This window comes from Acinetobacter schindleri CIP 107287 (genome assembly GCF_000368625.1).
GTDB lineage: Bacteria > Pseudomonadota > Gammaproteobacteria > Pseudomonadales > Moraxellaceae > Acinetobacter > Acinetobacter schindleri.
In genome coordinates, this window is record NZ_KB849574.1 from 70,910 (window position 1) to 94,635 (window position 23,726).

Below are 23,726 nucleotides of genomic sequence, written 5' to 3' on the forward strand. Positions count from 1 at the left end.
GCTTGAGCTCATAATTCCAGTTCATGAATCTTATATAACTTTCTGTTTGGTAAAATACGGATATAAAAAAAAGCGACCTTCTAGGATCGCCTTCTCTATCGACACGAAATCAATTATCTGAAATCAATGCTACTTGCTGTACATAGTTGAACAGTTTTAGCTTTGATGCTGTAACCTCTTCTTCAGGTGCCTGATTTTTTAGATCACGATGTACACGCAAATAATGCTGACGTAAGGTATGACGTTCTGTTGCATTATAGGTTTTGGTAAATTCGTTAATCGCCGGATCACCATCTTTGACAATACGGTCAACCCAACGCTGTAATTGCGCTGTCTTTTTCAAACCCTGTTTAGGGGTCAGGTAGGACAGAATCACGGTTTCATTTTCGTTACGTAGTAATTTGCCAATACGTGAGAATTGGCGACGACGTGCTTCATGTGAACTAATTTGCTGAACATCTAGCAAGGCTTCAATCAAACGCTCTTCAACAGGAAGGTTCTTGATTTGTTTCGCACTCAGTTCTGCCAACTGTGCGCCTAAAGCAGCCATACGCTGGACTGCTTTTTTCTGTTCGGTTTTACTTGCGCGTCCCTCTAAAGATTCGAAATCTTCTTCAGTTAAACTGCTCGGTCGACGTGCCACGATTAATCTGCCTCATAAAATTTTGCCGCAAACAGTGCCTGAATTTCAGATAAAGCTTTTTCTTCATCTGCTCCTTCAAGTACCAAGCGTAATGTTGTGCCTTTGCCCGCTCCTAGCATGAGCAAGGACATGATATTTTTTGCATCGACGAGCTTGTCACCCTTTCCAATCTGAATATTGGAACGAAATTTGGTGGTGACTTCAATGAGCTTACCCGATGCCCGCGCATGTAAACCCAATTTGTTAATTACGTCAACCGTCGTATCAATCATGACCAGTGCTTCATTTCTCGGTGGAGGACTTGAACAGACCATTTTGCCTCAAGCGCTTTTTTTAGTCTATCCACAATATAAACAGAACGATGCTGACCACCGGTACAACCCACAGAAACTGTGATGTAGTGACGGTGCCCTTCAGCAAAAGCCGGTAGCCATTTTTCCAGAAAGTCGTAAATGTCCTGGAACATGTCTTCTACCTGCTCACTCTTTTCCAGGAAAGTCTGTACAGGCTGATCCAGTCCGGAAAATTTACGTAGTTCCAGATCCCAGTGCGGGTTAGGCAGATGACGCACATCAAAGACATAATCGGCATCCAATGGAATACCATGCTTATAACCAAAGGACTGTAAAATCAGAATTAGGTTATCGGTCTGACCGAGCTTATGCAGTAAGGTATGCTTCAGGTCATGCACACTTTTGTCAGAAGTATCGATATGTACCGTCGAGCGCAACTGGATCGGAAGCAAAAGTAATTTTTCTTCCTGAATGCATTCATTCAGACTTTTAAAACGTGCAGCCAGCGGATGCGGACGGCGTGAAGCACTAAAACGTGCAATCAGCTCCTGATCCTGCGTAGTTAGATAAATAACATCGACTGTGCCATGTTGTTGCAGCTGTTCAAACACATGATCAAATTCTTGCAGATCCGCCCGGGTGCTACGAACATCCACTCCTAATGCCAACTGTTCCAGGTTATTTTCCTGATCCAGTTTCGCGACAATTTCAGGAAGCAGTGCCAGCGGCAGGTTATCGATACAGTAATAACCCAGGTCTTCCAGTACCTGCAAGGCAGATGACTTACCTGAACCAGATTGGCCTGTCACAATTAAGATGCGCTTCATGCACTGCTACCCTATTAATGACGTGCAGAATATTTTACCTGCAGATTGTCGATCAAACGTGTTTTACCTAATTTCGCCGCAATGAATAACACAAGATCCTGACTAAATTCATCAATCTTTTGCAATTCTGGCGTACGTGCCTCAATATAATCTACCACAAAACCAGCATCAGTGAGGGTCTGGCGAATACCGGTCAACACCGCATCCAATACCACACCTTCATACAACTGCTGTTCCGCTGCTTTTAAGCTGCGGTAGATCAATGGTGCAGTCTGGCGTTCTTGCTCGGTCAGATAACCGTTCCGTGAACTCAGTGCCAAACCATCTTCAGCGCGCGCTATCGGCACCCCAATCACTTCCAGTGGAATATTCAGGTCTTGCACAAACTGGCGAATCACTGCCAGTTGCTGATAATCTTTTTCACCAAAGAAAGCATAGTTTGGCTGAACCATGTTAAACAATTTTGTCACGACAACTGCTACGCCATCGAAATGCCCCGGACGCTGTAAACCACACAGGTCGTTAGTGATATCCGAAACACTGATATTGGTTAGACGCGGCTTGTTGCCATACATCTGTTCCACACTTGGAGCAAAGACGATGTCACAGCCTACTTCAGCCAATAACTGCTGATCCTGTTCCAAGGTACGTGGATAATTATTAAAATCTTCGTTTGGCCCAAACTGAATCGGATTCACGAAGATGCTGACCACGACTACATCACATAACTTGCGGGCTTCACGTACCAGATTTAAGTGACCTTGATGCAGATTCCCCATGGTGGGTACGAAGCCAATAATTTTACGTGCTGAACGAGCCGGATTTAATGAGGCCGCTAAACCCTGGATGGTAGTTTCTGTTTTCATGTTATAACTCAACCTGGAATGTATGTTCAGGTGCAGGGAATGAGCTGTCTAGTACAGCAGCATGATAGGCCTTGAATGCATCCAGGATTGCATTGGCACCTGATTGTTCTTTCATAAAGTTACGTACAAATTTAGCCGTATGACCAAAGTTCAGGCCCAGCATGTCTTGCACTACAAGCACCTGACCATCCGTATCTACACCCGCACCAATACCAATCACTGGAATCTCCGGGAATAACTCAGCCACTTCTTTGCCAAGTTGTGCAGGCACACATTCAAGCAATAACAAGGCAGCACCAGCTTCAACCACAGCCTTACAGTCAGCAAGCAGCTGATCTGCCGCTGCACGGTTACGTGCCTGTAATTTATAACCACCAAATACATTCACTGATTGTGGTGTCAAACCTAGGTGTACACAAACTGGAATACCGTTACGCGTCATGACCTGTACGGTTTCAGCCAGCCATGCTCCACCTTCCAGCTTGACCATCTGAGCACCCGCCTGCATCACGGTACGGGCACTTTGCAAGGCATCATTCAATGTTGCATAACTCATAAATGGCAGATCAGTCAGGATAAAGGCATGCTGATTCGCACGGCGCACTGCAGCGGTGTGATATGCCATATCTGCTACAGTGACTGGCAAAGTAGAATCATGTCCCTGAATGGTCATACCCAGGGAATCCCCGATCAGAATCGTATCTACTTCGGCAATTTCCATGGCTTTGGCCATGCTGGCATCATAGCAGGTCAGGCAGGAGAATTTACGGCCGTCCGCCTTGAATCGTCTTAAGTCGCTCAGACTGATCATGAAGGTGTTCCTCTCTTATTGAAGTTCTCGCGAACATACCAATAACTAAAAATTAAATATTTGCCCAATTCGTGCGATCAAGGACCGTCAAAGTCGATTGTTTTACGATGTCCAGGTCTTTTAATGATTGTCCATTCAGCTGTAATTCAGTATCAAGATCCAACAACGGCAATAATACAAAATCACGTTCCATTACACCGACATGCGGCACAGTCAAACGCTCATTCTGAATACGTTCATCACCGTAAATAAGCAGGTCCAGATCCAGGGTACGTTCACCCCAGTGGCGTAAACGTACCCGACCCGCTTCCTGTTCCAATGCCTGTAGACGATCCAGTAAATCGAGTGGTGCCAGATCGGTAATCAACTGCACCACAGCATTATGATAATTTGGCTGATCCTGTGGACCCATCGGTGGACTTTGATACAAATGGGATATTTTCACTGTTCCCAAGCTTGCCAGTTTCTGTACCGCCTCAGCCATAATCTGGCGCGAATCACCAAGATTACTGCCTAAGCCAATATAAGTAATGGTCATTGTGTCGGTCCAAAAACAACTTGGCTTAAATCACGCTGTACACGCTTACGTTTCATAATTGGATGATCCGGACCAATCTCACCGCTTGCACTCGCTGCTGCATGAGAAACTGGTTTCTCTGCTGCTGGCTTAGGTTTGCGGGTACGACGGTTACGTGGTTCCGGCTCATTGACTAATGGCTCAATCTCAGTAGTTTCCTGAACAGCAAGACGCTGTTCCAGATGCTCTTCCTGAGTCGCTTTACGACGGCTCTTGGCACGCTGACGGTTATACTGTGCAATGGCACGTTCTTTTTCGTCACCGCCCATTTGCTGATAAGCATCCCACCAGCTCCCCATGCCCTGTGCCGTTTCATCACCTGATTTTTCGCGGAGTAACAGGAAGTCAAAGCCGGCACGAAAACGCGCATGACCAGACAGCGCTTCAATCTGCTGCGGTTTTGGATTCAACAGCCGGGTCTGCATTTCCCAGACTTCACGGATAAAGGTTTCCGCAAAACGTGGAATGATGGTACGGGTTGCTTGACGCTTCAGCACATCCAGGCCTGCTTGAGCACGTGCTTCAGCTGGAATAATGCCTTTACTCAAGTAGAAATCACAACGTTCCAGGAATGGCTTCCATAACAATACAGCATAGAAGAACGCGGGATTAATCGTCTTGCCAATCGAAATACGCTGATCGGTATTGGTCGCAGCACGTTCAATAAACGGTGTGATTTCGGGCTTGATCTCTGCAAACAGCTGACGCCAGATCCCGAAATCAATCAGCATTGGCAAGACGCGGTTGAGATGCCCCATGGTGAACAGCTTCTGTGACTCATCATAAAGACGATGCGGAGATACATCACGAAGTAACTGGGTCATTTCTGGTGTAAAGATATCCAGAATCGCTTCATCAATATTGAAATTTAATTTTGCTGCAAAACGCAACGTACGCAGCATACGGACTGGATCTTCTTCAAAGCGGAGTATTGGATCACCCAGCAGGCGCAGTGTTTTATGTTTAATATCATCTACTGCATTGCAGAAATCCAGCACAATACCTTTACGTGGCTGGTAATACATTGCATTAATCGAGAAATCACGGCGAGCAAAGTCCTGCTCGATAGTTCCCCAGTTATTGTCACGCAGAATCATGCCCTGCGCCGAAGTGACGGCCTTTTTCGGCGGTGCCCGGAAAGTCGCGACTTCTACCAGTTCGCGACCAGAATAGACATGAGCCAGCTCAAAACGACGCCCGATAATACGACAACGTCGCCCGAATACTTCTTTGACCTGAGCGGGAGTTGCGTTAGTGACAGCATCGAAATCCTTGGGATTCAAGCCCAGCATCAGATCTCGTACACCACCACCAACAATATAAGCTTCATAGCCGGCCTTATTTAAGGCATCAATCACATCGAGGATATAAGAAGGTAATTGAGCGGTTGATAAACCACATTTTGACGCGCGCAAAGTTTGCAAAAGACGCTGTCTCCTACGTCTGAACGTAAAATTCTAAGATGACGCTAATCATATCGCTTACACGGCTAAAGGGCAATTTGATTATGTCAATCCTGTATCCAGCAATGATAGAGGATTCACTTTAAATTTAGATGATTTACAGCGCCAGTCGAGCTTGATTTTTAGCAAATAGTGCGGGACCAATCCCCTTGACCAGCTGAATATCCTTAACACGTTTAAACTTGCCATGCGTGTTGCGATATTCAATAATTGCTTCTGCTTTCTTCTGACCAATGCCATGCAGCTGCTGCAACTGCTCGACCGTAGCGGAATTCAGCCGGATCCTGTCTGCACTGGAAACAGCTGCAAGCTCCGGCTTCGCCAGATAGTGATTGCTATGATTTTGGGATGGCTGATTCTGCTGTTGTTTCAGCCGTGCATCATATTGTTGCTGTTTAGCCTTCCAGTCGGCGTAACTTTCATTTTGAGCAGCAGCTGCAAACGAACTGCACAGTACAGATAAAATTGTGAGGATAATACTAATCAGTTCTCTGCTGATTGGCTGAAGTTTTATGATTTTCATGCATGGCCCGTTGTTTTAATTCTTGTTTCGCCTGTTCCCACAACTGATCCAGTTCAGTCAGTGACAGGTCTTCTATATTCAGATTCTGTTGTACTGCCTGATGTTCCATCAAGGCAAATCGAGTACGGAATTTATGGATGGTACCTAATAGTGCCATCTCACTCGAAATTCCAAGTTTACGACCAACATTAACCAGAGAGAATAAGCAATCACCAAATTCTTCCAGAATTTCGTCGGATTTCTGTCCTACCATTGCCTCTTTAAATTCACCTAACTCTTCTTCAAGCTTACCGAATGCACCATCCACATCAGGAAAATCAAAACCAATTTTTGCCACATTTTTCTGGATTTCATCTGCCTGTACGAGTGACGGTGCATGTTTCACGTCATCCAGACGGGAACGGGGCTTATCCTGTTTTTCTTGTGCCTTAATCTTTTTCCACAATACAGCCACATCTTCAGGGCTGAGTTTGGAAAACTGTTCAGCCTGAAATACATGCGGATGACGGCGGATTAATTTATCGCTAATCGCCTGTACTACATCCTGGAAATTAAAAGCACCTTGCTCACTGTACATCTGCGACTGAAAAACCACTTGTAATAACAGGTCACCCAGCTCATCACGTACATCTTCAGCCTTACCGGAACGAACAGCCGCTTCAACTTCATACGCCTCTTCAATCGCATAACGCGTTAATGATTCAGGTGTCTGCTGTTGATCCCACGGACATTTTTCACGTAGTTCTCGCATGATGCTCAGTAATTGTTCCACCTTAAAACCTCTTTATTTTATCGGACAAGAAAATATCTTTTGCTCAATGTTTGCTATGCTCTAAAAACAATCAACATGGAGGTGAGCTCAATGCACAGTATCTTTATTAGCGGTGCAGCACAAGGAATCGGTGCTGCTGTTGCCAGCCTATTTTGCCACGAGGATTACAAGGTCGGTATTTACGATCTGAATATTAGCCTTGCCGAACAACTGGCTGAACAGTTAGGCCCGAATGCGCATGCAGGTTATCTGGATGTCGCCAGTTATGCATCCTGGCAAACCGCCTTAGAAGATTTTGAAGCCTGGGCAGGCAAGATCAATATTCTGGTGAATAATGCCGGCATTCTCTATTCAGGAAATTTTGAAAAGACCCCCATTGAAGCACACCATCATACGGTCGATATTAATATCAAGGGTGTGATCAATGGCTGTCATGCGGCCTTTCCCTTTCTGGAGCGTGCTGCTTTTGCCCGGGTCATTAACCTTTCCTCTGCTTCCGCGATCTATGGTCAGGCTGATCTCGCTTCTTATGCGACCAGTAAATTTGCCGTACGAGGCCTGACAGAAAGCCTGGATATTGAATGGCACAAGCATGGCATCCGGGTCATGGATGTGATGCCACTTTTTGTGCGCACTGCAATGGTTCAGGATATGCAGGCAGAAAGCATCAAGAAAATGGGCGTACATTTGAGTGCAGAAGATGTCGCTCAGGATATTTTAAAACTGGTACAGCGCAAGGACAATTTACTGGTTCCTACCCATCAGCCAGTCGGCTTTAAAAGCCAGTTCTTATACCATTTGTCACGTTTCAGTCCGCAGTTTGTGAACCGCATGAGTAATTTGCTAATTGCCCGAAAACCCTGATTCTTATATCCCCCTGTTTATGCTACCGGATACTGGTAAATCTGAATCTGTGGAAAACTAAAGCCACGACAGGACTGCTCAGCCTGCCATGCCACGCTGAGCACACAATCACCAAATACATAGTTGTGAAATGCAAAGACCCCAAGCTGCGCATGCTGACACAGGCCACCCTGCTGCTGTGGATGTACTTTAGTATTGAGCTCACTTAAGTTCATACGAATACCCATACCATGTGCTTTTAATACTGCTTCTTTGGTGGTCCAGACCTTAAACCAGTATTCAGGATCACAGTCTAGCTGTTGCCAGATCGCGTATTCTTCAGGGTGAAAGGCATGCTGTGCCAATGCATCAAAACGAACTTTACGGCTTAATTCTTCAACATCCACCCCAATTTCTTTGACTGTTTGGCTCATGGCAAGTGCATAAAAATTCTGGCTATGGCTATGGTTAAAGGCAATATTTGAGTGGTCTTTGAGATAGGGTTTGCCATACTCTGCACGTGCAAGATCATGATCGCAAATTGAGAAATTCAAAGCACTGGATAAATACTGATTTCGCAATTGAACGATGTGTTGTTTGCGTTGCTGGAGATACGCTTTACGCGTTAGCCCATCAGATGTGGCTTGAACCGGCAGTTTATGTAAATCAATTCGAATCTGACGCATTACAGGATCCTTTATTGCTCAAGTGAATTATAAAACAGTTCAGACCTCTATGGTGAAAGCACAAAAAAGCCTGCTATTGCAGGCTTTTTACTTTATTCAAATACAGATTAACCGCGTTTGAATTTCTTCTCAGCTTTCTTGAATTTCTGAACATAACGACGCTTACGTGCTGCAGTACGTTCATCAATTTGCGACTTACGACCTTCGAACGGGTTTTCAGAAGTTTTAAATTCAATTCTTACTGGTGTACCTTCAAGTTTATAAACTTTGCGGAACACATTTTCCAGGTAACGACGGTAATCCGCAGGAGTTTTATCGACCTTGTTACCATGAATGACAATGGTCGGTGGATTCTGACCGCCAATGTGCGCATAACGCATTTTGATACGACGGCCTTGAACAGTTGGCGGCTGGTGAGCTTCAGTCGCATCTTGCAGAATCTGGGTGATTTTTGCAGGAGAGACTTTCAGGTGTGAAGAATCATAGGCACGGTGGATCGAAGGATAAAGCTCACCGACACCGGTACCATGTAATGCAGAGATCAAGTGAATCTTCGCCCATGGAATGAAGTCAAAACGACGTTCCACATCCAGCTTGCACTGCTTACGATCATATTCAGACATGTTGTCCCATTTATTGATCGCAATCACCATGGCACGACCTGCTTCAATCGCATAACCGATCAAGTGCAAGTCCTGCTCTACAATTCCTTCACGTGCATCAACAACTACGACAACCACATGCGCATCTTTCATCGCCTGCAAAGTTTTCACGATTGAGAATTTCTCAATCATCTCATCGACTTTACCTTTACGACGTACACCTGCGGTATCGATCAAAGTGTATTTACGGCCATCACGTTCAAATGGAATGTAAATCGAGTCACGTGTTGTACCAGGCTGGTCAAATGCAACCACACGCTCTTCACCCAGTAAACGGTTGACCAAGGTTGATTTACCAACGTTCGGACGACCAATAATCGCGAGACGCAAACCGGTATTTTTATCGTGTTCAGCTTCAGACTCATCTTCAGGCACATCTGCAAGTACTTCTTCAAGCATCTGCTGTACACCACGACCATGACTCGCCGCCACTTGCATCGGCTCGCCCATGCCAAGTTTATAGAACTCAACTAAAGCAGCTTCTGCGTGTACTCCATCTACCTTGTTCGCAACGAGGAAGACTTTTTTACCCAAAGTACGCAGCTCACGGGCAATCTGTTCATCAGATGCCAACAATCCGGCACGTGCATCGACCACAAAGATAATCATATCTGCTTCATGGATTGCAGTTTTAGACTGCTCTGCCATGTAAGAGTCGATCCCACCTTCGTTCTCACCGATACCGCCAGTATCAACGACAATGAAGGATTTATTTTGATAGACAGCATCACCATACTTACGGTCGCGTGTCAGACCTGCAAAGTCTGCCACCAATGCGTCACGGCTCTTGGTTATCTGGTTGAACAGAGTTGATTTTCCGACGTTCGGACGACCAATGAGCGCAATTACGGGTTTCATAGATTAACCTTTATTCAATATCAGGCTGTCTAAAAATGGCCTGAACATCAGAAAGTTCTGGAAGAAAATGGGAATAGGATTAAAGCCTAAAATAAATAAAAACACGGGGCATTGAACATTCAATCACCCCGCGTAAAAAATACGGTTGGCTTATTTTAGCATAAGCCACAGAAAAATTAACGATTCTGCCAGATACTGTAAGCACCCTTACGTGTCGACACATAGAGCTGGTTGTCGATCACACGCAGTGTGCGAACTTCACCAGAAGTCTTGGAACGACCAACAATCTGTCCAGTAGACGGATCAATCAGGTGTAATACACCGTCCAGGTCACCGACTACAAGGTCTGTACCCAGCATGACCGGGTTGCTCAGCTGACGGTTTAACAGCTGGTCATTTTCCCAGAGTTTCTGGCCAGACGTAATTTCATAGGCGGTGATTTTACCATCAGTCTGGGCTACAAAGACACCATTACCTACAACTTCTGGACGCTGGATACTGCTGGCATCTTCACTCCAGATTACCTGTTGTGAAGCCAGATCAAGCACAGTCACCTGACCTTGATAGCTGGTTGTTACTACAAACTGACCAGCAACGACCGGCTCACCATCAATATCATTCAGCCGTTGAATATCGGAGCGACCATCAGATACCGCTACACGGCGCTGCATTTTTGGCACACCGGTAACTGCATCCAGAGCATAAATATAGCCGTTTGCTGAAGCAATCAATACATGACGTGGGTCAAGTGCAACTGGCGCCGCCATACCACGCAGGCTGAATTGTACATTAGGTAGCTTATAAGTCCACACCTGTTTACCAGTACTAACTTCATGAGCGAAGACCATGCCGTCATTCGCTACGGTAATCACACGGTCTGCGTGCACTAAAGAGGGCGCAATAATGGCACCCGACAATTGGGCAGCCCAACGCTGTTCACCCGTCTGCTGATCTAAAGCAAACAGCTGACCTTTGGTATTGCCTGCAATCACCAGACCAGAAGCCGCCTCCACACCCGCGCTTAAGCCGGCTTTAGACACTTTTTTCTGCCAAAGACGTTGCTTGCCCTGATAGGCAGAAATTTCCCCATTTGGATTAATGGCAAAAATCACACCGTTGTCTGCATCGAGGCGTAAACGTAATGGATCTGCTTCATCCGTAGAAGAAACACTGCTAGAAAATACAGGAACCAGTGATTTTGCCTGTGCAAGTTTAGGAAGTGGATTTGGCTTGGCTTCTTCCACTTTAATGGTTTTCCCCGCACAACCTGCCAAAGCAAGGGTTAAAACGGTTAAGGCACAGGTGAGTTTGTATTTTCTATTCATTCAGTTTCTTCCACTTGTGTATCTATAATCGGGCGTTCAATTTCAGGATCATCGACCAATACGCCAACACTTTCTAGTTTAATTTGTAAAATCTGACGTTCTTCTTTGCGTTCTACCAAAGCATCCCATGCACTTTGATACACTTTCTTGGCATTTTCAATATCATTTTTGGCAACATAGATATCTCCACGTGCTTCATCCGCAGTTGCTTTAAAAGCAGGCTCATTCACCGCTTCTAAAGTTTTCAATGCTGCATCATATTTTTTCTGTGCCAGCTGGGCATACGCCAGACGAAGTTTAACTACTTGCACCAGACCTGCATCATCCACCTTGGAGTTTTCAACTTTCTTCAGTGCACGTTCAGCTGCTGCATAATCTTCTTTGTCATAAGCCAGTTTTGCCATTACTAGCTGAGTCTGAATCGCCTGCGCTGAGTCAGGTGCTTCCTTGACAATCTTGTCCGCAGTATCAGACAGTTTAGCAAACGCATCGCCCTGAGTAGAACGTGCATCATCCATTAACTGCTGTACCTTGGCAGTTTGCTTCTGCGACTCTGCCAGGTTCTTCTTCTGCCAATATTCCCATCCAAAAAAGGCAATCAGCGCAACCAGAATCCCGGTAATGATTGAAGAGCCATACTTCTTTGTGAAGGATTTCAAACTTTCAAGTTGTTCATCACCACCAATTGCGCTCATGTGATTACCCCTTTCCTAATGTTTTATCGATTATTTTGAAGAAATTTTAGTTGTGAAGAATGCCACAAAATCAGTAAATGGCACATCTGATTGCTCTGCCGTTGCCAGCTCTTTTACGGTAAAAGTCTGTGCTTCCAGTTCACGTTCACCCATAATCACGGCATAGATCGCACCAGACTGGTCTGCCTTTTTCATTTGCGATTTCATTGAACCTTGTGAGCCAACTTTCAGGCGAATGCTACTCCCGGCAGCGTCTAACTGGTCACGGATCTGTTCAGCCAAGACCAGTGCCTGACCTTGAGAAGCAGGGTCTGCCACCAGAAATACTTCACAATTACGTACAGGTGTGTTGTCTTCAACTTGCTCCAGTAAAAGCAGTAAGCGCTCCATCCCCATCGCAAAACCAACCGCAGGTACAGACTGGTCTGCCTTACCTTTTAACTGACCCACCAGACCATCATAACGACCGCCGGCACAGACTGTACCTTGTGAACCTAAATGCGTTGTGGTCCATTCGAATACGGTTTTGTTGTAGTAATCCAGACCACGTACCAGTTTCTGGTTGATGACAAAGCTGACGCCTGTATCAGTCAGGTATTGCTGTAACTGGTTAAAGTGCGCCAGTGTTTCTTCACCCATAAAGTCATGCAGTTTAGGTGCATTTTCTAAAATAGACTGAGTTTTGGCATCTTTAGAATCCAGGATACGTAATGGATTCGTGGTCAAACGACGCTGCGAATCTTCATCCAGATCGGTTTTATGCGCTTCCAAGAATTCAACCAATGCCGCGCGGTATGCCGCACGTTCATCCGACTCACCCAAAGTGTTGAGTTCAAGCTGGACTTTATCGGCAACACCCATACGTTTCCATAAACGCGCTGTCATTAAAATCAATTCAGCATCTTGATCTGGCGTTGCTACACCAAAAGTTTCTACACCAAACTGGTGGAACTGACGGTAACGACCTTTTTGTGGTTTTTCATAACGGAACATAGGTCCGACATACCATACTTTCGGGGTCGCACCACGCAGCAGGTTATGCTCAAGCATGGCACGTACGCAACCTGCTGTACCCTCAGGACGCAGCGTCAAAGACTCCGGTGGATTGCCTTTGTCCAGAAAAGTGTACATTTCTTTTTCAACGATATCCGTTGCATCACCGATTGAACGTTTGAACAGATTGGTCTGTTCAACGATTGGCAAACGAATTTGTTGATAGCCATAGGCATCCATTAGGCCCGATAAATGCTGTTCAAGACGTCTCCAAGCTGGGGTTTGCGTTGGGAGAATGTCATTAAAACCTTTGATTGCGACGATTGAACTCATGATCTACTCAGGAAAACTTGTACGAATAATTTCTTTAGATTTAGCTTCTTCAAGCTCGGAAACACGTTGACGAACCATAGCTTCGATTTCATCAACCAGTTGATTGGTATCGATTAAATGGCTCTTTTCGCCATTACGATACACCAGTGAACGTGGACTTGCACCTACTACACCAATGTCGGCTTCCTTAGCTTCACCCGGACCATTTACTTTACAGCCAATCACCGATACATCCATTGGTGTACGAATATCTTCCAAACGCTCTTCAAGCGATTGCATCACTTTAATTACGTTAAATTCCTGACGTGAGCAGCTCGGGCAGGCAATGAAGTTAATCCCGTTAGAACGTAAACCCAGCGATTTTAAAATATCGAAACCGATCTTCACTTCTTCTTCAGGTGCTGCTGCCAATGAAATACGCATGGTGTCACCAATACCTTCCATCAACAGACCACCAAGGGCGATTGCAGACTTCACCGAACCTGTACGGTAAATGCCCGCCTCAGTCACACCCAAGTGCAGCGGGTTATCAATCTGTTTAGACAGCAGACGATAAGCATCCATGGTCAGGAACACATTCGATGCTTTTACCGATATTTTAAATTCATGGAAATCTAAACGGTCTAAAATATCGATATGACGCATCGCCGATTCAAGCAGTGCCTCGCCTGTCGGCTCGCCATATTTTTTCTGGATGTCTTTTTCTAATGAACCAGCATTGACACCAATACGCATCGAGATATCGTTATGACGCGCAGCTGCCACGACTTCACGAATCTTGGCTTCTGAACCGATGTTACCTGGGTTAATACGCAGACAGTCTGCGCCCAAGTCAGCTACTGCTAGGGCAATTTTGTAGTCGAAGTGAATGTCTGCAACCAATGGCACACTCACCTGTTTACGGATTTCCCCAAACGCTGCCGCTGCTTCCATACTTGGTACAGAAACACGCATGATATCAGCACCCGCATCGACACAACGCTGGATCTGTGCGACCGTTGCAGCTACATCACAGGTTTCGGTATTGGTCATACTCTGGATGCTGATAGGCGCATCACCACCGACATAAACAGAACCAACACGAATCTTGCGGGTTGGACGGCGTTGAATCGGATTCACAATCATGATTTGTTTCTACTCTCTTGCCATTAACGTGATAAACGGAATTCTGCTTTTCCGTTTACAGTATATGGTGACAATGAAATATTTTCGTTATTCAGGGTCATGGCCACAGCGGTTGCATCATCAAGACGGATCTGAAATGGAGTTTCACCATTTAAATCCAATGTTGATGATTGACGACCAGTAGCAAGCACTTTACCGGTTGAGTCAACAATATGGACTGAAGTAGGACGGCTAAATTCAAGTTTTAGCTGATCACCAGATACTGCTGCATTGGAATCCATATTAATGATTTCAACGTCTGATGCCCGAGTCATTACTTCCGGTTCTACTTCAGTGCTACTATTGCCTGACCAGTTTTGGATTATCGTTACCAATACACCTAAAACTGCTAACGCCACTAATGCGATTAAACCGCGTTTTAACCATTTACGGTTACGGTCACGATTAGAGCCTGGTAATTTACCCATAATCTTGATTGGGGAATTGTTCAAGGCATGATTCGGCAACAGACCGGTATCATTGGCATAAATCTCATCAAAACGTTGAATGATATTCGATGCATCGACGCCTAAGAACTTCGCATAAGTACGATAATAACCCTTGATAAAGGTCGCTTCCGGTAAAGCTTTATAATCATCCTGTTCCAGTGCAGTCAAAGTTTTGACTGGAATATTCAGTTCACTTTCAACATCTTCCAGCTCAAGTTTTTGGTTGATACGAATCTGGCGCAAGTACTCACCTGGACGTTGAACATTTCCTAACGCGTTTGGCGCTACGCTCGAATTATTCGATGGTGAATTAGGATTTACTTCCATACGGCCTCAGTAGTGTACTGTAATTGCAAATAACGTTGGTATTCCGGGCTTTCAGGGAATAAGGCGCGCAATTGATTGACCAATACTTGCATGCCCATTTGATCACCCTCGGCACGCGCAGTACGAATGCCGATCCAGAGCGCACGAGCACCCTGGTTTTTCTGTCCCACCGAACGTACAAATTGTTGATACATATTCGACGCTGCCGGGAACTGCTGATTCAGATAAAAAATCTCTGCCAACTCTAACATTGAAATGTAAGAATCGCGATTGGCTTGCAGGGCCTGTTTGAATGATTTTTCAGCATTCACCAGATCACCCTGCTTCAGGTAGATCCGCCCCATATTTTCAAGCGCAAGATAACGCTGGTCATAGCCCAGTGTCGCGCCTGCAATTGCAAACTGTTCAATTGCATCATTATAACGTTCAAGCTGATACAAATAGGTGCCATAATTGTTACGTGCCTGTGCATTTTTAGGTTCGGCTGAAATCGCGCGCTTAAAGTAAGTTTCGGCACGATCCAAGTTCAGCCTACTACCTTCCTGCTGTAACAAAACACCCATCATCATATTGGCTTGAGCATCACGTGAATTGCTTTCAAGCGCCTCATCTAGCGCTCTTTTCGCTGAATCCAGATCACCAGTCTTCAGATATTCAACCGCCAATTGAGTACGCACCTGGGTCGCTTTTTTAGGATCCTTTTTACCCACTTCTGCCGTTTGACAGCCAGATAGAGCAATAGAAACACATACTGTTGAAATAAAAGCAATTTTAGATGTCAGATTTCTCAATTGGTGACCTCTTGTTATCCTTGTGAGCGCATGATCTCATTGGACTGCGCGATTTTCTTCTTCCACTGTTCCGCACGACGGGTACGATCAGCAACTTGTCCCACTAATTGACCACACGCAGCATCAATATCATCACCACGTGTCTGACGAATCGTACACACAAAACCTGCATCAGACAAAGTTTTTTGGAAAGAAATAATACGGTTACGGCTTGAGCGGCCATAAGGCGCATGCGGGAACGGATTAAATGGAATCAGGTTAATTTTGCTTGGCAAATTCTTCAATAATTTAATCATCTGCTGGGCATGTTCCGGTTTGTCATTCACGCCGTCCAGCATGACATATTCAATGGTCACATGTTTACGTGCGCTTTCATTGCCATCTTTAGTGATATAGCGCTGACATGCTGCAATAAGTTGCTCAAGCGGATATTTTTTATTGATTGGCACGAGTTCATTACGCAGTTCATCATTAGGTGCATGCAATGAAATCGCCAGAGCGACATCAATATCTTGAGCCAATTGATCAATTTTAGGCACCACACCTGATGTTGATAGTGTCACACGGCGTTTTGACATACCGTAGGCAAAGTCATCCAGCATGATACGCATTGAACTGAGTACAGCATCATAATTCAATAACGGTTCGCCCATCCCCATCATAACGACATTGGTCACTGAACGCTCACGCTCTGCCACAGGCACATCTTCCATATAGGAATAGTTTGCCATCCATAACTGGCCGATAATTTCAGCCTGGCTTAAATCACGCTGGAAACCCTGTTTACCCGTTGAACAGAATGAACAGTCCAGTGCACAGCCCACCTGTGAAGAAATACACAAGGTCTTACGTGAGCCAGTTTTATCTTCTGCTGGAATGAGGACAGTTTCAACCAGTGAACCTTCACCATCACCGACACGGAACACCCATTTACGCGTACCGTCTTTAGAATAATTTTTATGCACCACTTCTGGCGCTTTAATTTCACAAATTTTTTCCAGCTTTTCACGCAACTTGCCTGAGATATTGGTCATCTCAGCAAAATCAGTCACAAAAAATTGGTGAATCCACTTCATCACCTGCCCGGCACGAAACTTCTTCTCACCCATATCTTCGAAGAATTTTTCCATTTGCGGACGTGACATGCCAAGTAAGTTCACTTTTTCTACAGCCTTTTGCTGTGCTGGAGCGGATGGAGTGTGTTGCTGTGCCTCAGAAACTGCTGATACAGCGACTGCTTCAATACTCATGTGTATTACCTAAACCATGTCTAAAGATGAAAGGAGAAGCTCAATATCTGAGCAAAGAATTATTCAGGGAATAAAAAAACCAGATAAGTATAATAACACTTATCTGGCTTGAATACTGCGAATTAACGAGTACGTGGAGCAATCTCAGTTTGAGCGAAGAAGTAGTTAACTTCACGGTCAGCAGATGCTACAGAGTCAGAACCGTGAGCAGCATTTTCGTCGATGCTTACAGCGAAATCTGCACGGATAGTACCAGGAGCAGCTTCTTTAGGGTTAGTCGCGCCAAGGATTTCACGGTGAGCAAGAACTGCGTTTTCACCTTCAAGAACTGAAACAACAACTGGACCAGAAGTCATGAATGCAACTAGGTCACCAAAGAAACCACGTTCTTTGTGCTCAGCGTAGAAGCCTTCAGCTTCAGCTTGAGTCAGGTGCTTCATTTTAGTAGCAACAATTTTAAGACCCGCTTTTTCGAAACGAGCAAAGATTTCACCGATTACGTTTTTAGCAACTGCATCTGGTTTAACGATAGATAATGTACGTTCAATAGCCATGATTGGCTCCTTTAGTCAATGGTTGACATGAAAATTTGGCGCATTATACCGAGATAATCCGCAATTTTCTGCTTTTACTCTGTAAAAAAATCGCTTTTTTAGATGAGGTCTTAGCGCGCCTCGTCAATCCATGCCATTTGAATGGCTTCAAGCAGGCCTTCAGTTGATTTTTCAGGATTATCTTCAAAGTCTGGAAGTGCACAAACCCATGCATGCAAATCAGTAAAACGAATCCATTGCGGATCCACGTCCGGGTGTGCTTCATACAGTTCAATTGCGATATCAAGAGTATCAGTCCAACGTAAACCCATATCTATTCCTAATAGCCATTTGCTTCGATGTGGTACTTTAGCAAATCTGGCAGAATCTGCGAGTGTTTAGCGGTTCCAGAGCTATATTTTTACAACACAATGTTCAAGAGCGGTGCCAGAGATATAAAACTTACCGCCACAGTTATACCGATGACAGCCCCCATTGCTACATCACTCGGATAATGCAGACCGAGTATCATTCGTGAGGCTGCGACCAACACCGTAAAAGGCAGCATTAAAATCAGTAGAACTGGAACTGCATAACCCAGCATCGTCGTTGCCATGACGGCATGCAAGGTATGTCCTGAGGGAAAACTGTAATAGTCTAGAGGATGGTCACCGAGACGAATAAGCTGATGCACCTGATAAGGTCGGGGGCGTACAGTTTTAGTTTTTAGTACTTTGTAGATTGCCGTACCAACAGTACTTCCCAAAATTAAATACAGCATTTGTAGGCTATATAATAAACCTTGTAGCGCCCAGGTAGTGATGATCATCACGTACCAGAATACACCATTGCCAAGCCGGCTGATAATTTTGAAAAAAGCAGCCACACGTCCAGAATGCGAAAGATGATTTAATACTACGCAACCTTTTAAATCCATCTCCATTAATTTTTGTTTTGCATGATGGAATTTCACCGTTTGGCTTCCTGTAATATTTTCAGTTCATTTTATCGATTCTTAGCTACCGAATTATTTAAATCAAATTTAGAAATTAATATCGACTGAAATCCGATCACGATAAGTACCTGCTGGAACACCATTAAAAGGATTATCTACCAGTTGAACAGATACAATAAATTTCTGTCGCTGGGCTGCGCTCTGTTGGAGTGGTACTCCCCACGCATTACCGCTTGCTCCTCTTAAATTTAACTTAGTGCGGAGTTTATAGGCGCCATTAGATACATAACTCATACCATCAGTACTAACCAGATTTTGGCTATTAAATAAAATTGAATAACCAGTATCACAGCTGATATTAAAAGACGTGGCTGCCTGGCTACGCTGGTAGCTTTGCAAACGAAGCTCATCATTAGCAAAGCCATCAATTGAACAATATTGAGCAGATGCCATGGTGCTCATCGCAGATACTGCTATTAATAACAAGAGTTGTTTCATTATAGTTTTCTCCTACTCGCAAACCGTTTCAAAAACATGTTTGTCCGCACTCTGGAATTGTATTTCATTCAGATTAAATTGTGCCTGGCATTGCTTTCCGCCTTGAGTTTTAATTTTCAGGTTATATGCACCTGCCTTAAATAAATAAAGATAGACCATACCCTGGCTATCAACAAAAGAAGCTTCCTGACTGAGCCCGTCTACAAGAACTTCAGACCCTGCAACCAGCGAATTTTGCTGTGCATCCTTAAGTTTGACAGCAACCCGTTTTGTTTTATAAATCGGAAAATCCAGACGATATCCGCGTTGATCTAAGCCCACCAGTTTCTTAGAAGAGTGTTCAAAAGTTTCATCCATTGCCAGCTGGTTATGATCAAAAGAAATGTCATAATGAATATAAGGAATAAGATTATGAACAAACATATACCCTTGTTTATTGGTACTTCCTACACGTGTTGCCGAGCGATAAATATCAATATCTGAATGTTGGTCCACATTAACCAAGGCAAAAGCGTTATCGGCATATTTGGTCAATGCAACTTTATTCCCCATCCAAACTAATGCGCCATCAAATGTAACTTGTGAATTACGGCGATCCTCATATTCATCATGAGATAATTGCAAGTTACCTACGCTGGTTTTCCATAAACCATAAGCATTGTAGTTAATTTCTTCATCACTTCGGTTTACACCCACGACATAATCAAAGCCATTCTGGGTCATGGTTCGATGGGCATAACTTAAACTTGTTTCATTATCTGCGGTATCATGATCCAGAGAAATCCGTCCTCGTTCGCCCCAGTTATAATAAAAGGCGATACGAAATCCCTGATCTCCGTCCTCACTAAAATCTTTATAATAGCCAAAATCAGTATATAAGTTTCTCGTTAGAGCTTTTGTCGCTCTAATATCAAAAAACTTACGGTCTTCTCTGGGTGAATCATCAAATTCATTATAATAAGATTGATAAATAAAATTAAAATTTAGACCATCAATAATTTTAAGATTAGAAAAGTTGAAATATAAAATACTTGAAGTCTCGATTTCGGAATCATATAAGTCAGTATTTAAATATTGATACTCTTGAGTAAAATATCGACTATTTAAGCCAACTGACCAGTATTGGGAACTTCGACTCAAGCCAACTGCAGCCGCATAACCCTGCTCATCTATACGATCTGCCTTGCTTGCTGATACGGCAGTATCTAAAAGAAAATACTTACTGATACCTTGGGTCCACAACACATCCACATTGCTAACATCTTCACTATAAAGTAAATCTAGACCCAAGGTTGTAGAAGAAGTGATCCCTCGGCGGAAATAGAGTTTGCTAAAAAAATCACGATAATCATCATCCACAAGATCATAGTTATAACGCAGCTTTCCTAACGAAATATTGTATTCATTTAACCTTGGCTTCAATAACCGGCTATTAATATAAACAGGAAAACTCCGAACAGTACGATTTCCAAGTATATCTTCCACCACAATTTGAGCATCACCTGCCTGATTGACAACTCCTCCAGCTGGTAAATTGTAATTACCTGGGGTGATTGAATCCCGGTAAAGTCTTACACCATTAATAAAAAGATCTACCGTAGAGGGTAAGCTGGCGCTACCATTTAAGGCCGGGATATTCCAATACACAAAATCAGGACGATCAATATAATTAGTTCCAAAACTTAAACCGCCAAAACGAAAAGAATTATTTAGTAAGTTATAAGGACTGGTTGTATCACCGAAAGTCAGCTTTAAAAATTTTGTCGGAAAATCGATATCTAAGGTACTGTTTACGCGCAAAAACGTTTGTTCTGTTTCCTCAGGTTCATTCCGATAGAGAAACGCATTTTTAAACAACCAATAATCTTTAAAGATCCCAAACTCTGAGAACGTATTAAACTCCTGATCTTCTTCATCCTTACCATAGAACAGACTATAGTTCACAAAGCCACCAAAGTTTGCTTTTTCCGGAACTTCTATTTCCAGCTCATAATCGGTTCCTACGAAAAAATCTGCAGGAAAGAAGATTTTAATCGCCTGAAGACTATAATCATCCTCGACTGTAATTCCTGGCTGTGTTAATGAACAAAAATCTTTCTTAGCTAGGTGTCGTGAAATTTTTTCTACCCGTATTCCAATATCAGATAAAGCTTCACATTCAACAAATCTTTTCCCATTCTCAGAAAATGTTACAGTTTCAGTGTGATAATCCACACCATTGATCCATATATTAACGATAAGTACTTCTGGACTTTTTAGTTGATTTGATTCTTGACTAAGTTCTGCATTTGCATTTATCGCTCCCATACCACATGCAATCATTAGGAAAAGTTTTGTGGCTTTCATAGCATGATCCTTTTACTATTTCTTATTTTTCTGAGATAGAACTATCACCCTTTTACTGGAAACTCTAAATACCCTGCCTGCTCATCTAATTTAATTTTTAATTTGGCTATGTTCCCAGTTTTAATTTCACCTAATTCAAATTTAATTTTATTACCGCTTAACACATACAAAGCTAAATCTTGTCGAAGTAATTCATTATTTTTATTATCGAGTACAACAACTTCAGTAATTTTCGCAAAAGAATTTTCTGAATTAATAATATTGAGATAGGCTATATTATTAATTTTGTGTAGATCCACACTGAGCTTTGGAGGAACTACCTTTCCAGCAAAAAGTGGTAAAGAAAAATTAAATAAAAAGTTAATCGCAGACTCTTCTGCAACTGGTGTTACTTCCTTAAAAACCACTCTCCAAGACTGTTGTTTTTCCAGGTTTTCCGGCGGCTGACTAAAGCCAATACGTACAATCTGCTTACTTTCTGGTTTAAGTTCAAAAGTTTTTGGATTAAATAATAAAGTTCTATCTTCTACGAGAACATCTTCTCCTTTTTCATCCTGCTGCCATTTAAATGCATTAACTTCATAGATTTTAGATTTAGATAGACCAGTACTTTCGATATTAACCGTAGTACTTTTCTGTCTTTTAAAATCTTGGATATTTAATTGTATTGGATTAAATTTAATTCCTGCAGACAAAGAAGCACTGTAGAGGAGCATAATTAGCAACCCTATTAATTTTATATTCACCTTTGACTCCAAATATTTAAATATAATTATTATTAATTTTTTATATTAAAGTAGGAGATGTTTAAAACATCTCCTAATGGTTTAACTATTTTATAAGAATGATTTTCTTATTTTTAGAATCGAACCGCTACTGTATAAGTACCACGGTAAGTACCAGCATCAGCGTTGTTATAATCATTTTGTGCAACTGTTGCAGTTACATTAAATGCCTGATCGGCATTGCCTGTACTAGCTAAAGTACCACCATTGTACGCATCAGCAGCGCCATTTTGACGTGTGCTCACTTGTACCGGTACTGCGCCACCCGCTCCAGTTAAGGTATTTGGTGCTGAGATTTGCAGTCTGTATGGTGCATTTGTACGTACATTAAATGTTCCTGTATCTGTCCAAGTACCATTTTGTGCTTGAGCCAGCGTTAAGGTTTCATCTACAATATCTAGGTCGCAATGTCGAGCGACATCTAGAACTACATTAATTTTTCCATCACACTTATCACCACAAGCATGCTTGCCTGGTTTATGTGGTTTAGTCGGTTTAGATGGACCTGGGCCACGATCTGGGCCACCTGCATATACACTTGCTGATCCTAAGCCAAGTACAACTGATGCTAATGCTGTTAGAACTATTTTATTCATTTTTTTCTCCATTCTTTTAAAAGAATATAAATATTTATTTCGAAGAACGGTTAATGCAAAACTCTTATTATTATGAGTGCAGCTACCTAACCGTAGGCTTATCTTATTATTATTAGTTCCAAAACATACAAATGTGATAACTTTCACAATATGTTTTATTATTCTTTAACAAAAGCACACTTTTATCTTAGATCACTATATTTTAAAGAATTATTTTTTCGAATTTTGCAATTAAGGCAAATTAAAGAGAAATTTATAAAAACCAATTTTCTATCAATATTTTCAATCTAAAAAATAGATTAAAAATAAGTTATTGTTTTTTATTTTATTTATATTCAATAAAAAATAGTTGCATTAAATATTAAAACCTTACAAAACCTTACAATTTATAATCAAATATTTTAAAATAAAAAAATTACTAATTTTATTTTTTTGATTTTTCATATATTTACATTATCCTTCTCATCAAAAAACCATTCAATATAAATAATTAAATTTTTACAATCAACAACTTAATAAATTATTTTTCACTATTTTAATACTTGTATCATAATTAATGACTTTTATTTCTTTTTCTATACAAATTTATTCAACCTTAAATTTTATGATAATTTTACTGGATATAAATTTAGTTCAAATAATAATTTAATTAAATTTACATTAAAATAATTAAATTATTTTTCATTTTAAATATAAAAAATTTAATTATTCCTAAGTTATTAAGACCTGTTAATACTTAAAAAACATTTTTACTTATTAATTAATCATATAAACTACTATCTTCTATAGTTTATTTTATCTTAATTTTATTTGTTAACTTACTATAATTCACCCTTAGATCTAATTATTCGTATTTCCAACT

Annotated in this window: 26 protein-coding genes; 1 reads left to right on the forward strand and 25 read right to left on the reverse strand. The window is 42.4% G+C overall.

Annotated features, from left to right (window positions below; genetic code table 11):
* Nucleotides 1–109: 109 nt before the first annotated feature.
* The 9 genes from yjgA to mazG all read right to left on the reverse strand — a co-directional run bounded on the left by yjgA (nucleotide 110) and on the right by mazG (nucleotide 6,775).
* Nucleotides 110–643 carry a ribosome biogenesis factor YjgA gene (gene yjgA, locus F955_RS00595; RefSeq protein ID WP_004813080.1) on the reverse strand — a complete coding sequence of 178 codons (534 nt, stop codon included), beginning with the start codon at nucleotides 641–643 and terminating at the stop codon, nucleotides 110–112.
* A gap of 2 nt (nucleotides 644–645) precedes the next feature.
* Complete coding sequence (locus F955_RS00600; protein WP_008303424.1) at nucleotides 646–915, reverse strand: HPr family phosphocarrier protein; 270 nt, start codon at nucleotides 913–915, stop codon at nucleotides 646–648.
* Entirely contained in the window at nucleotides 912–1,763 is an 852-nt protein-coding gene (gene rapZ / locus F955_RS00605) for an RNase adapter RapZ (RefSeq protein ID WP_004813082.1), read from the reverse strand. The genes F955_RS00600 and rapZ overlap by 4 nt, the downstream gene beginning before the upstream one ends.
* A 14-nt stretch (nucleotides 1,764–1,777) precedes the next feature.
* Complete coding sequence (panC, locus tag F955_RS00610) at nucleotides 1,778–2,629, reverse strand: pantoate--beta-alanine ligase (RefSeq protein WP_004813083.1); 852 nt, start codon at nucleotides 2,627–2,629, stop codon at nucleotides 1,778–1,780.
* 1 nt (nucleotide 2,630) lies between these two features.
* Complete coding sequence (gene panB / locus F955_RS00615; protein WP_004813084.1) at nucleotides 2,631–3,440, reverse strand: 3-methyl-2-oxobutanoate hydroxymethyltransferase; 810 nt, start codon at nucleotides 3,438–3,440, stop codon at nucleotides 2,631–2,633.
* 52 nt (nucleotides 3,441–3,492) lie between these two features.
* Complete coding sequence (gene folK, locus F955_RS00620; protein ID WP_004889973.1) at nucleotides 3,493–3,978, reverse strand: 2-amino-4-hydroxy-6-hydroxymethyldihydropteridine diphosphokinase; 486 nt, start codon at nucleotides 3,976–3,978, stop codon at nucleotides 3,493–3,495.
* Entirely contained in the window at nucleotides 3,975–5,441 is a 1,467-nt protein-coding gene (gene pcnB / locus F955_RS00625; protein WP_004889977.1) for a polynucleotide adenylyltransferase PcnB, read from the reverse strand. The genes folK and pcnB overlap by 4 nt, the downstream gene beginning before the upstream one ends.
* Nucleotides 5,442–5,577: 136 nt before the next feature.
* A complete protein-coding gene (locus tag F955_RS00630; RefSeq protein WP_004889984.1) occupies nucleotides 5,578–6,003 on the reverse strand; it encodes a ComEA family DNA-binding protein in 426 nt (141 codons plus the stop codon).
* Nucleotides 5,960–6,775: a nucleoside triphosphate pyrophosphohydrolase gene (gene mazG, locus F955_RS00635; RefSeq protein WP_004889985.1), complete on the reverse strand. Its 816-nt coding sequence runs from the start codon at nucleotides 6,773–6,775 to the stop codon at nucleotides 5,960–5,962. Before mazG ends, F955_RS00630 begins: the two co-directional genes overlap by 44 nt.
* Before the next feature lie 90 nt (nucleotides 6,776–6,865).
* Here mazG and F955_RS00640 point away from each other — a divergent pair, with 90 nt between their 5' ends.
* Nucleotides 6,866–7,639: an SDR family oxidoreductase gene (locus tag F955_RS00640; protein WP_004889988.1), complete on the forward strand. Its 774-nt coding sequence runs from the start codon at nucleotides 6,866–6,868 to the stop codon at nucleotides 7,637–7,639.
* Between the two features lie 17 nt (nucleotides 7,640–7,656).
* Here F955_RS00640 and F955_RS00645 read toward each other — a convergent pair whose 3' ends face one another.
* The 16 genes from F955_RS00645 to F955_RS00720 all read right to left on the reverse strand — a co-directional run bounded on the left by F955_RS00645 (nucleotide 7,657) and on the right by F955_RS00720 (nucleotide 22,864).
* On the reverse strand, nucleotides 7,657–8,304 hold the full coding sequence (locus F955_RS00645) for a 4'-phosphopantetheinyl transferase family protein (protein WP_004889991.1): 648 nt from the start codon (nucleotides 8,302–8,304) through the stop codon (nucleotides 7,657–7,659).
* Between the two features lie 107 nt (nucleotides 8,305–8,411).
* On the reverse strand, nucleotides 8,412–9,824 hold the full coding sequence (gene der / locus F955_RS00650; RefSeq protein ID WP_004889995.1) for a ribosome biogenesis GTPase Der: 1,413 nt from the start codon (nucleotides 9,822–9,824) through the stop codon (nucleotides 8,412–8,414).
* Between the two features lie 176 nt (nucleotides 9,825–10,000).
* On the reverse strand, nucleotides 10,001–11,149 hold the full coding sequence (gene bamB, locus F955_RS00655) for an outer membrane protein assembly factor BamB (RefSeq protein WP_004889997.1): 1,149 nt from the start codon (nucleotides 11,147–11,149) through the stop codon (nucleotides 10,001–10,003).
* Nucleotides 11,146–11,844 (reverse strand): YfgM family protein, encoded by a 699-nt coding sequence (locus F955_RS00660; RefSeq protein ID WP_004889998.1) that lies wholly within the window; start codon nucleotides 11,842–11,844, stop codon nucleotides 11,146–11,148. Before F955_RS00660 ends, bamB begins: the two co-directional genes overlap by 4 nt.
* 30 nt (nucleotides 11,845–11,874) lie before the next feature.
* Entirely contained in the window at nucleotides 11,875–13,170 is a 1,296-nt protein-coding gene (gene hisS / locus F955_RS00665; RefSeq protein ID WP_004889999.1) for a histidine--tRNA ligase, read from the reverse strand.
* 3 nt (nucleotides 13,171–13,173) lie between these two features.
* Entirely contained in the window at nucleotides 13,174–14,295 is a 1,122-nt protein-coding gene (gene ispG / locus F955_RS00670; RefSeq protein WP_004890004.1) for a flavodoxin-dependent (E)-4-hydroxy-3-methylbut-2-enyl-diphosphate synthase, read from the reverse strand.
* Between the two features lie 23 nt (nucleotides 14,296–14,318).
* Entirely contained in the window at nucleotides 14,319–15,110 is a 792-nt protein-coding gene (locus F955_RS00675) for a helix-turn-helix domain-containing protein (protein ID WP_004890006.1), read from the reverse strand.
* Nucleotides 15,101–15,901, reverse strand: a complete 801-nt coding sequence (pilW, locus tag F955_RS00680) for a type IV pilus biogenesis/stability protein PilW (RefSeq protein ID WP_004890010.1) — start codon at nucleotides 15,899–15,901, stop codon at nucleotides 15,101–15,103. Before pilW ends, F955_RS00675 begins: the two co-directional genes overlap by 10 nt.
* A 14-nt stretch (nucleotides 15,902–15,915) precedes the next feature.
* On the reverse strand, nucleotides 15,916–17,151 hold the full coding sequence (gene rlmN, locus F955_RS00685) for a dual-specificity RNA methyltransferase RlmN (RefSeq protein WP_004890014.1): 1,236 nt from the start codon (nucleotides 17,149–17,151) through the stop codon (nucleotides 15,916–15,918).
* A 122-nt stretch (nucleotides 17,152–17,273) separates the two neighbouring features.
* Nucleotides 17,274–17,705, reverse strand: a complete 432-nt coding sequence (gene ndk, locus F955_RS00690) for a nucleoside-diphosphate kinase (protein ID WP_004813112.1) — start codon at nucleotides 17,703–17,705, stop codon at nucleotides 17,274–17,276.
* Nucleotides 17,706–17,815: 110 nt separating this feature from the next.
* Entirely contained in the window at nucleotides 17,816–18,016 is a 201-nt protein-coding gene (iscX, locus tag F955_RS00695; protein WP_004813114.1) for a Fe-S cluster assembly protein IscX, read from the reverse strand.
* 89 nt (nucleotides 18,017–18,105) lie between these two features.
* Complete coding sequence (locus tag F955_RS00700; protein ID WP_004813115.1) at nucleotides 18,106–18,657, reverse strand: phosphatase PAP2 family protein; 552 nt, start codon at nucleotides 18,655–18,657, stop codon at nucleotides 18,106–18,108.
* A gap of 69 nt (nucleotides 18,658–18,726) precedes the next feature.
* Nucleotides 18,727–19,137: a hypothetical protein gene (locus tag F955_RS00705; RefSeq protein WP_004890015.1), complete on the reverse strand. Its 411-nt coding sequence runs from the start codon at nucleotides 19,135–19,137 to the stop codon at nucleotides 18,727–18,729.
* 12 nt (nucleotides 19,138–19,149) lie between these two features.
* Nucleotides 19,150–21,483: a fimbria/pilus outer membrane usher protein gene (locus F955_RS00710; protein WP_004890017.1), complete on the reverse strand. Its 2,334-nt coding sequence runs from the start codon at nucleotides 21,481–21,483 to the stop codon at nucleotides 19,150–19,152.
* A 44-nt stretch (nucleotides 21,484–21,527) separates the two neighbouring features.
* Complete coding sequence (locus tag F955_RS00715; protein ID WP_004890019.1) at nucleotides 21,528–22,229, reverse strand: fimbrial biogenesis chaperone; 702 nt, start codon at nucleotides 22,227–22,229, stop codon at nucleotides 21,528–21,530.
* A gap of 113 nt (nucleotides 22,230–22,342) precedes the next feature.
* Nucleotides 22,343–22,864 (reverse strand): hypothetical protein, encoded by a 522-nt coding sequence (locus tag F955_RS00720; RefSeq protein WP_004890022.1) that lies wholly within the window; start codon nucleotides 22,862–22,864, stop codon nucleotides 22,343–22,345.
* Between the last annotated feature and the right edge of the window lie 862 nt (nucleotides 22,865–23,726).

What these genes read in the sequence shown, in the direction of transcription:
- F955_RS00600 (WP_008303424.1), bottom strand. Translation starts at nt 915, where the DNA reads ATGATTGATACGACGGTTGACGTAATTAACAAATTGGGTTTACATGCG.
- rapZ (WP_004813082.1), bottom strand. Translation starts at nt 1,763, where the DNA reads ATGAAGCGCATCTTAATTGTGACAGGCCAATCTGGTTCAGGTAAGTCA.
- panC (WP_004813083.1), bottom strand. Translation starts at nt 2,629, where the DNA reads ATGAAAACAGAAACTACCATCCAGGGTTTAGCGGCCTCATTAAATCCG.
- panB (WP_004813084.1), bottom strand. Translation starts at nt 3,440, where the DNA reads ATGATCAGTCTGAGCGACTTAAGACGATTCAAGGCGGACGGCCGTAAA.
- folK (WP_004889973.1), bottom strand. Translation starts at nt 3,978, where the DNA reads ATGACCATTACTTATATTGGCTTAGGCAGTAATCTTGGTGATTCGCGC.
- F955_RS00630 (WP_004889984.1), bottom strand. Translation starts at nt 6,003, where the DNA reads ATGAAAATCATAAAACTTCAGCCAATCAGCAGAGAACTGATTAGTATT.
- F955_RS00640 (WP_004889988.1), top strand. Translation starts at nt 6,866, where the DNA reads ATGCACAGTATCTTTATTAGCGGTGCAGCACAAGGAATCGGTGCTGCT.
- F955_RS00645 (WP_004889991.1), bottom strand. Translation starts at nt 8,304, where the DNA reads ATGCGTCAGATTCGAATTGATTTACATAAACTGCCGGTTCAAGCCACA.
- der (WP_004889995.1), bottom strand. Translation starts at nt 9,824, where the DNA reads ATGAAACCCGTAATTGCGCTCATTGGTCGTCCGAACGTCGGAAAATCA.
- bamB (WP_004889997.1), bottom strand. Translation starts at nt 11,149, where the DNA reads ATGAATAGAAAATACAAACTCACCTGTGCCTTAACCGTTTTAACCCTT.
- F955_RS00660 (WP_004889998.1), bottom strand. Translation starts at nt 11,844, where the DNA reads ATGAGCGCAATTGGTGGTGATGAACAACTTGAAAGTTTGAAATCCTTC.
- hisS (WP_004889999.1), bottom strand. Translation starts at nt 13,170, where the DNA reads ATGAGTTCAATCGTCGCAATCAAAGGTTTTAATGACATTCTCCCAACG.
- ispG (WP_004890004.1), bottom strand. Translation starts at nt 14,295, where the DNA reads ATGATTGTGAATCCGATTCAACGCCGTCCAACCCGCAAGATTCGTGTT.
- F955_RS00675 (WP_004890006.1), bottom strand. Translation starts at nt 15,110, where the DNA reads ATGGAAGTAAATCCTAATTCACCATCGAATAATTCGAGCGTAGCGCCA.
- rlmN (WP_004890014.1), bottom strand. Translation starts at nt 17,151, where the DNA reads ATGAGTATTGAAGCAGTCGCTGTATCAGCAGTTTCTGAGGCACAGCAA.
- ndk (WP_004813112.1), bottom strand. Translation starts at nt 17,705, where the DNA reads ATGGCTATTGAACGTACATTATCTATCGTTAAACCAGATGCAGTTGCT.
- iscX (WP_004813114.1), bottom strand. Translation starts at nt 18,016, where the DNA reads ATGGGTTTACGTTGGACTGATACTCTTGATATCGCAATTGAACTGTAT.
- F955_RS00705 (WP_004890015.1), bottom strand. Translation starts at nt 19,137, where the DNA reads ATGAAACAACTCTTGTTATTAATAGCAGTATCTGCGATGAGCACCATG.
- F955_RS00710 (WP_004890017.1), bottom strand. Translation starts at nt 21,483, where the DNA reads ATGAAAGCCACAAAACTTTTCCTAATGATTGCATGTGGTATGGGAGCG.
- F955_RS00720 (WP_004890022.1), bottom strand. Translation starts at nt 22,864, where the DNA reads ATGAATAAAATAGTTCTAACAGCATTAGCATCAGTTGTACTTGGCTTA.